Annotated in this window: 10 protein-coding genes; 5 read left to right on the top strand and 5 right to left on the bottom strand. The window is 41.0% G+C overall.

Annotated elements, in window-relative coordinates:
• Positions 1–678 (bottom strand): hypothetical protein, encoded by a 678-nt coding sequence (locus MR054_RS12870; protein WP_242158248.1) that lies wholly within the window; start codon positions 676–678, stop codon positions 1–3.
• A gap of 857 nt (positions 679–1,535) precedes the next feature.
• A complete protein-coding gene (locus tag MR054_RS12865) occupies positions 1,536–1,931 on the bottom strand; it encodes a 3D domain-containing protein (protein WP_242086668.1) in 396 nt (131 codons plus the stop codon).
• Positions 1,932–2,001: 70 nt separating this feature from the next.
• Between MR054_RS12865 and MR054_RS12860 the strand changes: the two genes are divergently transcribed.
• Positions 2,002–3,294, top strand: coding sequence for a dipeptidase (locus MR054_RS12860; RefSeq protein ID WP_242158247.1), 1,293 nt, complete (start codon positions 2,002–2,004; stop codon positions 3,292–3,294).
• Here MR054_RS12860 and MR054_RS12855 read toward each other — a convergent pair whose 3' ends face one another.
• Together MR054_RS12855 and MR054_RS12850 are read right to left on the bottom strand one after the other, a co-directional pair.
• The gene (locus tag MR054_RS12855) at positions 3,295–4,167 is read right to left on the bottom strand and encodes a sterol desaturase family protein (protein WP_242158246.1); all 873 of its coding nucleotides are present in this window, start codon (positions 4,165–4,167) and stop codon (positions 3,295–3,297) included. It lies immediately after the preceding gene.
• Positions 4,168–4,176: 9 nt separating this feature from the next.
• Positions 4,177–6,168 carry an alpha-ketoacid dehydrogenase subunit alpha/beta gene (locus tag MR054_RS12850; protein ID WP_420868347.1) on the bottom strand — a complete coding sequence of 664 codons (1,992 nt, stop codon included), beginning with the start codon at positions 6,166–6,168 and terminating at the stop codon, positions 4,177–4,179.
• 314 nt (positions 6,169–6,482) lie between these two features.
• On the opposite strand from MR054_RS12850, the gene MR054_RS12845 reads away from it, so the two are divergent.
• From MR054_RS12845 to MR054_RS12830, 4 genes are all read left to right on the top strand, one after another.
• Positions 6,483–7,433, top strand: coding sequence for an isopenicillin N synthase family dioxygenase (locus tag MR054_RS12845; protein ID WP_242158243.1), 951 nt, complete (start codon positions 6,483–6,485; stop codon positions 7,431–7,433).
• Between the two features lie 6 nt (positions 7,434–7,439).
• Complete coding sequence (locus tag MR054_RS12840) at positions 7,440–7,769, top strand: translation initiation factor (protein WP_242086634.1); 330 nt, start codon at positions 7,440–7,442, stop codon at positions 7,767–7,769.
• 81 nt (positions 7,770–7,850) lie between these two features.
• Positions 7,851–8,726 carry a nucleoside phosphorylase gene (locus MR054_RS12835; RefSeq protein ID WP_242158241.1) on the top strand — a complete coding sequence of 292 codons (876 nt, stop codon included), beginning with the start codon at positions 7,851–7,853 and terminating at the stop codon, positions 8,724–8,726.
• Between the two features lie 473 nt (positions 8,727–9,199).
• On the top strand, positions 9,200–10,378 hold the full coding sequence (locus MR054_RS12830) for a T9SS type A sorting domain-containing protein (protein WP_242158239.1): 1,179 nt from the start codon (positions 9,200–9,202) through the stop codon (positions 10,376–10,378).
• A gap of 76 nt (positions 10,379–10,454) precedes the next feature.
• Here the strand turns inward: MR054_RS12830 and MR054_RS12825 are convergent.
• Positions 10,455–12,325 (bottom strand): MopE-related protein (locus MR054_RS12825; protein WP_242158237.1); only part of this gene is annotated, 1,871 nt, incomplete at its 5' end.

Raw genomic sequence — 12,325 nt, 5'->3', positions numbered from 1 at the left:
CTACTCTTCCTTGACAACAATAACGGTTGCCTTTACCCCCGTGGCGAGGTTCCATTGATTATGTGATACAATATGACCTTGATCGTCAATAACTTTAAACTCCGCTGTATTCGGACCCGATTCGCCCTGATTTAAAGCTAAAAAATCAATTTTATTGAATCCTTTGAGCAAATTAAGTTTGAATCCTTTAAAACCACCTGTCAGATAAACTCTGGCATGAACAATATCATCGTTTACTAAAACCTGAATGATGTCGCCATCGGTATAACCATGATCGCGATAAATGACATTTACAAATTCGGCATTACTCTTAAAATCTCCTAAATACTGATCCGTTGTACTTCCGTTTCGTCGTTCTATTTCTTCTTTTGATAATGTTAAATCATCTATATTTTTACTAATCCGCTTTTGATATAATTCTCCGGGATTGCCAAACTCCTCTTCCGGAAACATGGAAAATGGCTTTTCAGGAACTTCGAGGCTTTTGGATATTTTTGGAATTGCCAAATCACTAAAACTGTCATCCGCCGGTTTCGATGGGGTTAATGGCAATATGGTAGCAGAATCTTCTTTGCTTTCTTCAGCAGGAACGATCTTAAGCTTCTTTTCGGTGTCAATTTGAGCACAAATGGATACCGAACAGCACAACAAAATATAAGTTAATACATTTATTTTCATCAATTTAAAACAGTTCTGATTCAATTTTTATACCCGTTACAAAGGTAAGTCAAAGATATTTTTTTATTGATAAACTTCTTTATTGAATCCTAATTTTGAGTATTAATTAACAAAAATCATTCCCAAAGCCGTCCATTTTTTTAAATAAATGCCCCAAATACATCATAAAAACCCCGTAAAGTGTTAAAATTTGTTAAATTACTATTATGCTATACATAGTACTGTAACAAAATTAAAAGCTTGTCGTCTATCAAGTATAAATCAATTAAAAAACGAAAAACAATGAGAACTTTACACACCAATCAATTGACCAGTAACTTACCAAATTCTAAAAGTTACAATTGGAACAGCAAAAGACGTTACAGATAAGTAGCGTCTTTTTTAAGCCTTTAAAAAGAACATCAATCCAAACCATCAATAAAAATGAACTCTGTTATAAAAATATCCAGACATAGAAATCAGTTAATCGACAACTGTTTGTTACATACCCGACAACTTTTAAGGTTATACAACCACGAAGATGTTTGGAAAGGGACCAAACGATACGCTCATTAACTCACGACGCAGAACCTGAAACCCTGTTACGATGATTTCTATCAGCACCGCAAAGAGGATTAGGCCCCAACGGCCTGCAAATAATGTCCTATCGTTTATATTTTTCAATAGGTCACTCGCCTTAAAAACAAGCCCTTTTTATTGGGATAAGACACCAATAAAAAGGGCTTTCTAGAAATCCAATAGTTTCTAGACCTTTTTTTATTCCCTAAAAAACCGGGGATTTTAAAGACTAAATTTTATTTCTAAACCTGAGAAGGCAGCCCTGTGGCGTTTAAAATAACAAGCCACAATAGAATCGCTTATTTTGGAATGCCATAAGCAATAGTTACATTTTTTCTACCCCATGCCATCGCTGCCTTTACATTAAGTCCCATATAAATATCGATGTGGTTTTTCCATCGGTAATGCATTTTATCTTTTACAACATAAATGCTATCCAAACCTTCAATTTTAACCGGTGTATCATGCTTTAGGCCCTTTTTCAATAAATCGCGTGATACGGCTATATACCGAAGACCAGGGACTAAACTATCTCCAAAGGCCGTAATGTGAGGGTCATCATCCGTTTGATTACTTAATGAGTTATACGCCGTAGCGGTTACTTCAATAGTATGCCAATTGTAGTCGGCATATAAATCTGAATCTTTACAGCTACACAAACTCAAAAAAACAATAGTTAATATCGTTATCCGCATAATCATAAGTTAAATATAATTATAATATGTTATTTTTTGTAATTTACCATCAATTAAACCAACCATCAAAATGTTGCATAAATCCCTAATTTTAGGATGTCTTCTCGTTATTTGTTCCTGTAAAAATAATTCGAAACCCGAAAACGAAACCCCGGACTACATGGAAAAGGCCAAAGCCATTCACAATCGGATATTGACCCTGGATACCCATTGTGATATTAATGTGAAACATTTTACCGATTCGATAAACTATACCCAGGACCTAAATACCCAAGTCACGCTCCCCAAATTGAAAGCCGGAGGTTTGGATGTGGTCTGGTTTAGTGTTTACACCGGACAGGATTCCTTAACTGGCAAGGGCTATCAAATGGCCTTGGATAACGCCATGGCTAAGTTTAATGCCATTCATAAACTCGTTGAAGACCTCGCACCGGATCAAATAGCTTTGGCCACTACATCCGAAGAAGCCAGACACATTTTAAATTCCGGGAAAAAAGTGGCGATGATAGGGGTTGAAAATGCCTACCCCATTGGACTCGATATTACCCGGGTAGAAACATTCTATAACCTTGGAGCGCGTTACATGTCCTTAGCACATAATGGTCATAGTCAACTGGCTGACAGCAATACAGGAGAAAAAGATGGCGTTTGGTTGCATCATGGCCTTAGTGATTTAGGCAAAGCGGTGATTAAAGAAATGAACCGATTAGGTATCATGATCGATGTATCCCATCCTTCAAAAGAAGCCATGAGGCAAATGATCCAACTTAGTAAAGCCCCGCTTATTGCCTCCCACTCATCAGCAAGGGCGCTATGCGATCATAGTCGAAATTTAGACGATGAGCAATTGGAATGGATGAAAAACAATGGTGGTGTTGTGCAAACGGTAGCTTTCGCAGGCTATTTGGATTCAGAAAAAGTGAATGCGCGTTCTGACATTGAAACTCAATTGGGAAAGGCAATTATGGATTCCTTAGGGGTTAAATGGATAGACAAGGAAGCCATTTCAACATTGCCAAACACGGAACGAGAAGTTTACTATGAATATTGGGATATCATGACGACTTTGGTCAGAAAAAAACTGGAAAAAATGAAAGATGTACCACCTGCCGTGAATGTTTATGATTTGGTGGACCACATCGATTATCTTGTTGAAAAAATGGGCATCAAACATGTGGGTATCAGTAGTGATTTTGATGGTGGCGGCGGTATTGAGGGCTGGTATGATGCCTCAGAAACCTTAAATGTCACCCTCGAGCTCGTAAAAAGAGGGTATACCGAAGATGAGATTGCCATGCTTTGGGGCGGCAACTTGCTTAGAGTCCTGGATGAGGTGCAGGCTATTGCCAAAACGCTTCACTAATTAATCCCCCCTTTTAAACCCGTAATAAAGCTGCTTAAAAAAATTTCGAGGCATGTTTTGATCATCTTTATATCCTAAAAGAATTTTTCCGCCCGCTTCCGGAATGTAATTGGTCCTAAAAAGATAGTCCCAAAAACTTAGGCTTATTCCAAAATTCACCCCATATTTTCTGCTATCAGGAAGTGCATAAGCATGATGGTACAAATGCATAACCGGATTATTGAATATATATTTTAACGGACCATAGGTTAATTTGATATTGGCATGATTTAAATGACCTATGGTTATGGCTACAAAATGGACGATAAACGCCTGTTCGGGAACAAAACCGCCCAGTACCATGACAGCAAAGACTTTAAGCGGTTTATACAACACATTTTCCATCCAGTGGTAGCGCAAATGGGCAGCAAAGCCCATTTCCTTGACCGAATGGTGAACTTTATGAAACCGCCAAAGTATCTCAAAACGGTGTAAGAGAACATGTGTAAACCATTGAACAAAATCCAGTAGTATAAAGAAAATGAGCAATTGGCTCCATTTTGAAATATGTGATATGTCTATAATTGAAATGGAGGTCATCGTGATACCATATTCGGAAAAAAATACCTCCAAAATTTTATAAACCCCACTTATGACTATGGCGAATATGAAGAAATTAAAAAACATATAAAATGCATCCAACCAAAAGTCCTTTCTAAAAATGGACTGCTCCTTTCGCCAGGGGAATAAAATTTCCAATACCCATACCACAAGTGATATTATAATTAAACCCCAGAAGTAATTATTGTACCAGGATACATCGAAGGTTATCGAACGCCAGGTCCAATCAATGGTGCCTTTAATTGCTTTAAAAAATAGAGTAACGTAATCCATATCCTAATTTTAGTACTGCAACAACAACTTTAATTCTTCCTCAAAGCGTTGTTTGGGTAAATATTGGTCTTCTAACGGAGGCGCAAAAGGAATTGGCGTTTCTAAACTGCCTACTCGCTTTACGGGGGCATCCAGATACTCAAAACAGTCCTCCATTATCATCGCCGATATCTCACTGGCAATACCTCCAAATAGGGAGTCTTCATGCAAAATAATGACTTTACCCGTTTTCCTCACGGATGAAAATATAGTCGCGCTATCCAAAGGTTGAAGCGTTCTCAAATCGATGACATCCGCAGAAATATGGTTATGGCGGTCCAGGGTTTCCAAAGCCCAATGCACGGCAGCACCATAGGCTATAACGGTCACTTCATGACCTTCCTTTAACATTGAGGCCTGTCCAAAAGGTAAGGTATAATAATCCTGAGGGACCTCTTGCCTAATGGTTCTATATAAACCTTTATGTTCAAAAAACAACACGGGGTTTGGGTCATTCACCGCAGTAGCCAACAAGCCTTTGGCATCATATGGGAAGGCAGGGTATACCACTTTTAATCCGGGTGTTTTGGTAAACCAGGCTTCATTGGTCTGAGAATGGAATGGTCCGGCAGCCACACCTCCTCCACATGGCATGCGAATAACCACATCGGCCTCTTGTCCCCAACGGTAATAAGTTTTTGCTAAATAATTAACCACCGGATTAAAACCTGATGACACAAAGTCTGAAAACTGCATTTCCACTATACTCTTCATACCTGCAATGGAAAGCCCCATGGCTGCCTCAATTATGGCAGACTCACATATGGGGGTGTTCCGTACTCGGTCCTTCCCGAATTGTTCCATTAAGCCTTCAGTTATCTTGAACACCCCACCATATTCCGCAATGTCCTGTCCCATAATAACCAGATCGGGATGCTGTTCCATACTTTGCCTTAAGCCCTGAGAGATGGCATCGACAAATCTGATGGTAGGTGTTTCAGTATTCGGTTGAATATCCTTATAGTCGTATGGCTTATACACGTCGTAGAGTTCCATTTCGATGGTGGAATGAATGGGTTCTTCTTCAAAGGCCCTCTCCAAATGGGTATTGATTTCAGTTAGTATATCTTCTTTAATGGCTATAACTTCAGCATCATTAAGAAGCCCTTTTTCTTTTAAAAAGGACTGGAAATTAACTACAGGATCTTTAGATGCCCATGAATCCATTATATCCTGAGGAACATATTTTGTTCCGCTTGCTTCTTCATGTCCACGCATCCTAAAGGTTTTAAACTCCACTAAAATGGGTCGTGGTTGCCTCCGCATACTTTCAGTCAATTCCAAAACCTTAGTGTATACTTCAATTATATTATTGCCGTCCAAAATATGAGATTCCATGCCATAACCCAATGCCCTATCTGCCAGGTGTTCACAATGGTACTGTTCATGTGTCGGTGTAGATAAACCATAGCCGTTATTTTCAACACAAAAAAGGACCGGCAGTTGCCAAACCGAGGCAACGTTTAAGGCCTCATGAAAATCGCCTTCACTGGTACCACCTTCTCCGGTAAATACGGCCGTAACCTGTGCCTTATGCTTTAATTTGGAAGCCAGGGCAATGCCGTCCGCAACCCCTAATTGGGGTCCCAAATGAGAAATCATCCCCACAATATTGAACTCCTGGGTGCCAAAATGAAATGAGCGATCGCGTCCCTTGGTGAACCCGTTGCCCTTACCCAGCCATTGTGAAAAAAGTCGGGAAAGTGGAATACCCCTGGTCGTAAATACACCAAGATTCCTGTGCATGGGAAGGATATATTCCTCTTTTTTAAGCGCCATAGTGACACCCACCGCAATAGCCTCCTGACCAATTCCTGAAAACCACTTGCTTATTTTTCCCTGCCGTAAAAGGATAAGCATTTTTTCTTCTATAAGTCTAGGTTTTAAAATAGTCTTATACAGATGAATCAAATCCTCAGAACTCAGGTTATTTACGTTATAATGAAAAGAAGTAGAAGCCATTGTATTGACCATAAACTTAATTATTGCCTGTATCAAATGTACATGAAATTTTTCATTTAAAGTTTAGGTTCATAGAATGAAAAATTATGGACTAAAACCGGTGTTCACAGGAATCTTATGTGTTGAATGCCGAACGTATTGAAGATTTATATCCCCATATTTATTCTAAAAAAAGCTAATGACTCCATTACAGGGGATATTAATCTTTAATGGAGTTCATCCTTCAAAATCCAATAGGACTAATAAAGCCAAATAACACGATAACTATTATTACGTTTTTGTATTTTTGTAAAGCTACATGTAATAAAATTTCTATGACAACCATCCCTTGTGTTAATTTAAATGATTTCATTTCCGGAAATGCAGAAAAAAAACAACAATTCGTAGATGCTATTGGTAAAGCTTACCAGGAGATTGGTTTTGTGGCTTTAAAAGGACATTTCCTGGACGACCAATTGGTAAAGACCCTGTATGAGCAAGTAAAAAACTTTTTTAATTTGCCCTTGGAAATAAAACAAAAATATGAGATTCCCGATATTGGTGGTCAACGGGGCTATGTCTCTTTCGGAAAGGAAAGCGCCAAAGGAAAAAAGGAAGGGGATTTAAAAGAGTTCTGGCACTTCGGTCAGTATGTTGAAGACAACCCCAAACTTGAAAAGGAATACCCGAATAATGTATATGTGGAAGAATTACCCGAGTTCAATACAGTAGGCAAGGAAACCTATAAGATGTTGGAAAAAACGGCAAAGTATGTATTACGGGCCTTGGCTTTGCATTTGGATTTGGAAGAGACCTATTTTGATCCATATATCCATAATGGTAACTCCATTTTAAGACCTATTCATTACCCTCCTATCACCCAAGAGCCCAAAGAAGCGGTAAGAGCCGCCGCCCACGGTGATATTAATCTGATTACCTTACTTATGGGTGCCCATGGTCGTGGTCTCCAAGTACAGAACCTCAAAGGGGAATGGATTGACGCCATAGCGGAACCGGACGAGCTTATGATAAATGTTGGCGATATGTTATCGCGACATACGAACAATAAATTAAAATCAACCATTCATCGGGTTATCAACCCTCCCAAAGAATTGTGGGGTACATCAAGATACTCGATTCCCTTCTTTATGCATCCCATAAGTAGTATGAAACTCGATGTACTGGAAAGTTGCATTGATGACGCTAACCCAAAAAAGTTTGAAGACATCACCGCCGGAGAATTTTTAAATGAACGCCTTGTAGAGCTTGGTCTTATAAAAAAATAGTAAGAAATGGATTTACAAGATCAGTTAAAAAACTTATTTCCAGACCACATTTCAGAAGACGAACCAAAAGAAGATCAAAAGGACGAAGGGTTATGGCTCCAGGAGGATCCCATTTTGTGTAAATATGAAAAGCGCAAAGGTAAAGCGGTAACCATCCTTGAGGGATATACCGGTGCCTATGAGGATTTTAAAAAGTTGACGAAAGCCATTAAAACCAAACTGAGTGTTGGTGGTAGTTTTAAAGACGATACCATAATTATCCAAGGCGACTATCGCGATAATATCATGCAAATTTTAAAAGACAAAGGGTTTAACGTGAAGCGCGTTGGAGGTTAGACCAAGTTATGGTTATGGCTCTATGCATTTTGTAAAATTTTAACAACACGATGAAAACACCTCATTATAAAAATCCCATTCATGCCCATAAATGATTCTGAACTTATTTTAAATCCGGACGGTAGTATTTATCATCTTAACCTCAAACCTGAACATATAGCCGACACCATCATTCTGGTTGGAGATCAGGATCGGGTGGAAAAAGTTTCCAAACATTTTGAAGTTATAGAATTTAAAACCCAAAAAAGGGAATTTAAAACCCATACGGGATGGTATAAAGGCAAACACCTCTCGGTCATTTCCACCGGTATTGGACCGGACAACATTGATATCGCAATCAATGAGCTCGACGCACTGGCCAATATCGATTTTAATAAACGAATGGTTAAAGAAGATATCACCACCCTCAATTTCATCAGAATTGGGACTTCCGGTGCACTTCAGGAGGATATTCCTTTAGATGCCTTTGTGATTAGTGAATATGGACTGGATTTGAACGGTATGCTCCACAGCTACCAAACTGGGAACATTACCAATCCGGAAATGGAACGCGCGTTTATACAGCACACCCAGTGGCCCATTTTCAAAGCCCGGCCACTGCTTATTACATGCAGTGAGGCTCTGGAGCAGCAATTGGTAAGCGCGCATACATATAAGGGCATCACCCTTACAGCCGTTGGATTTTATGGTCCGCAGGGCCGGATACTAAGATTACCGTTGGACGATGAATCCCTAAATTCAAAAATTCAGACCTTTCACTTCAACGGTTTACGTGTCACCAATCTGGAAATGGAAACCAGTGCTATTTATGGCTTATCCAAATTAATGGGTCATCAGGCGGTATCCTTAAATGCTATTATTGCAAACAGAACCCTCGGGACCTTTAGTAAAAATCCGGGTAAAACCGTTGACAGGCTCATTACCTATACCCTGGAGCGACTGGTAAAGGAGGAGTAATCAGTGGTAAGTAATATGTGATAGCTTAAATCTAAAGATCACTAACGTCCAAAAAGAGCCTAAAGACTCATATTTACCAACTACGGACTCATGGCTTAAGACCAGTCTGTTGTGATGTTTCAATCGCTTCATTTGGACAGGACATGTCGGTACTCATCAGAATTGACCGGCCCTTCAACCCCGAGCATTCCTATCGGGATCCACCTTACTTTCAGGTGGATATCTGTCTTCTAACGAATTTATTTTAAATTACTCCTCGCGCCTTTTTTATATCCATTACCGTCTATTCGCAAGTACCCAATAGAGGGACACCATGAAACTTTTATTCCGTATTTTATCAAAAAGTTGACTTCTTATTTTGACAGACTCTTTGAAATCTTCTTTTAAACTAATTAATCCGACGATTAAACCATAAAACGACCCCAGTTGTTTTATTTTTTTATAATTTTAGAACTCTCTAAAACTTAATCCTTATGAAAAAAATTACGCTCTTCTTTTTATTAACCATTTTATATGCTACCGGAGTTTATGCGCAGCCCGCGAATGATGACTGTTCAGGAGCTTTTGATATCTTAAATATTACTGGAAGCTGTTCTACCAGTGAAATTCTAGTTGATTTAAACAACACGGCGACGTCCTCTGCAGGTGATCCCGGATGTAATTTTACCGGTGGTGACCTCTGGTACAAACTCGTCATGCCTGCCTCCGGAGGCGTTAGGGTTGAAACCTCCAGTGGTACACTGGATGATAACGGTATGGCAATCTATACCGGTACATGTGGTGCGTTGGACTTCTATGGCTGTAACGATGATGCCTATTTGAATGGGGATGACTTAATGGCTGCCTTTGAAGTGGTCCATCCGGCATCCGAAACCATCTATATCAGACTTTGGGGATATGGTGGTGCCACGGGCACCTTTAATATATGTGCTGTTGAATTTACACCACCTCCCGCAGCGACCAACGACATTTGTGCTGATGCAACCGAAATAATTCCGGATGTATCCTGTTCTGACGTCAAGTTAGGCTCGAACAATGCGACTGATTCTGGTGTTGCGGCTCCGGGCTGTCCCGAACCCGATTCCTATGGTGGTAGAGACGTTTGGTATAAATTTGTTGTTCCAAATACTGGAAATTTCAATGTTGAAACCAGTGAGGATGACGGATCCATAACCGATACCATGATGTCGATATATTCTGGATCTTGTGCCGGATTAACCGAGCTATCCTGTGATGACGACAATGGTGTGGGCGCTTTCTCTTTAATCCAAGCGACTGATATCAGTGGAAATTATTCCATTGGTGAAACCTTATATGTACGGGTCTGGTCTTTCGCGAACCTGGAACTTGGAACCTTCAATATCTGTGTTGCTGAATTACCGGCTTTAGGAATTGAAGATGCCTTTGAATATTCTTTTAAAATGTACCCCAATCCGGCTCGTGATATGGTTTATTTTAAATTTAATTCATTATCCAGTGCCAATGTAGATATCGCTATTTATAATCTTCAAGGGAAATTGGTTAAAGGCATGTCCAGAACACCTTACAATCAAAATACCGAATTAAATATCTCTCACCTAAACACCGGTATGTACTTTGTGAAACTCAATGATGGCACCAACGAAGTTACTAAGAAATTATTTGTTCAATAAGATAACTAACGCAACTATTCAAATGGAAGAATGGGCTCTAAAAATGTATTAAGAGCCCATTTTTTATAATACCGTATTAAAATTTTACCAAACGCTTTATAAGACTACCGCTTTCTGAAGATGTTAGTTTTAGGAGATATAGGCCTTGATCCAAAGTTGCTAAATACCCCAGTTCAATCTTGCCATGTATCACTGTTTTTTCGCGAACCGTAATCCTTTTTCCGGTGATATCGAATAGGGTTAGCGTGAATAGGGTGCTATTAAACCTGGGAGGCAATTGAATGGTAATATCACTATTAAAAGGGTTAGGGAAAATGGTGATATCCTTCAAGGTAAGACTTTCTACAGCGAGTCCCTCACAAGCATCACCAATACCGTCATTGTCCACATCAGATTGATCAGAGTTGTCAACGGTTGGACAATTATCAATGCAATCTGCTATGCCGTCACTATCGGTATCCGTAAACCCTTCATCCACTTGGCTATCACAGTCGTTATCCTTACCATCGCAAAGTTCCGGGGCTCCGGGATAGATCGTGTTGTCCGTATCATCACAATCCGTGTTGTTACTGACATAACCCGAAGGTGGTGAACAGGCCTGGGTAGTCGATGCCGGATCCCCATAGCCGTCGCCATCGCTATCGGCATAATAGGTGGTCTTAACCCCTTCGTCGGTCTGGCCATTACAGTCATTGTCCTTGCCATCACACAGCTCCTGGGCTCCCGAGTAAATGGTATCATCCGTATCGTCACAGTCCAGATTATTGGTCACCTTTCCTGATACGGCCGAGCATGACTTCTCCGGAACATCCCCGGCATCGCCATAACCGTCTCCATCGGCATCGGTATAGTAATCCTCAAAGAGTAAGCCATCATCCACCCCATTGGCGCAGTCGTTGTCCTTGCCATCGCACAGCTCCGGTGCTCCGGGGTAGACCGTATTGTCCGTATCATCACAATCCGTGTTGTTACTGACATAACCCGAAGGTGGTGAACAGGCCTGGGTGGTCGATGCCGGATCCCCATAGTTATCCCCGTCGTTATCGGCATAATAGGTGGTGGTCACCCCCTCGTCGGTCTGTCCATTGCAGTCATTGTCCTTGCCATCACACAGCTCCTGGGCTCCCGAGTAAATGGTATCATCCGTATCGTCACAGTCCAAATTATTGGTCACCTTTCCTGAAACGGCCGAGCATGAACTCTCAGGAACATCCCCGGCATCGCCATAGCCGTCGCCATCGGCATCGGTATAGTAATCTTGGAACACTACTCCATCATCCACCCCATTGGCGCAGTCGTTGTCCTTGCCATCACACAGTTCCGGGGCTCCGGGATAGACCGTATTGTCCGTATCATCGCAGTCCGTGTTGTTCAGCACATAGCCCGGGGGTAGCGAACAGGCCTGAGTGGGTGATGAGAGATCGCCGTAGTTATCCCCGTCATTATCGGCATAATAGGTGGTGGTCACCCCCTCGTCAGTCTGACCATCACAGTCATTGTCCTTGCCATCGCATATTTCTATTGCATTTGGATTGATATCCGGATTTGTATCATCACAATCGCCTTCATTTTCTGTAAAACCATCCCCATCATCGTCAACGTCAGCTGAGCTGTCCAAGGTGCTTGGGTTACAATCATCGTCCTTACCATTATCCAATATTTCCGTCTCACCCGGATTCACATTGGCATCCGTATCATCACAATCCGTGTTGTTACTGACATAACCCGAAGGTGGTGAACAGGCCTGGGTAGTCGATGCCGGATTCCCATAGCCGTCGCCATCGCTATCGGCATAATAGGTGGTCTTAACCCCTTCGTCGGTCTGGCCATTACAGTTGTTGTCAATACCATCACACACCTCGGTGGCTCCAGGGTGTATGGCCGCATCATTATCGTTGCAGTCACCGGTGGTGGCCGTAAGCTCAGAGGCGATGTAATGGTTCAATG

Source organism: Aestuariivivens sediminis (assembly GCF_022662105.1).
In the GTDB taxonomy this organism is placed as follows: Bacteria; Bacteroidota; Bacteroidia; order Flavobacteriales; family Flavobacteriaceae; genus Aestuariivivens; species Aestuariivivens sediminis.
The sequence above is the reverse complement of the archived record's forward strand: the minus strand, read 5'-3'. Positions and strand labels throughout refer to the sequence as shown.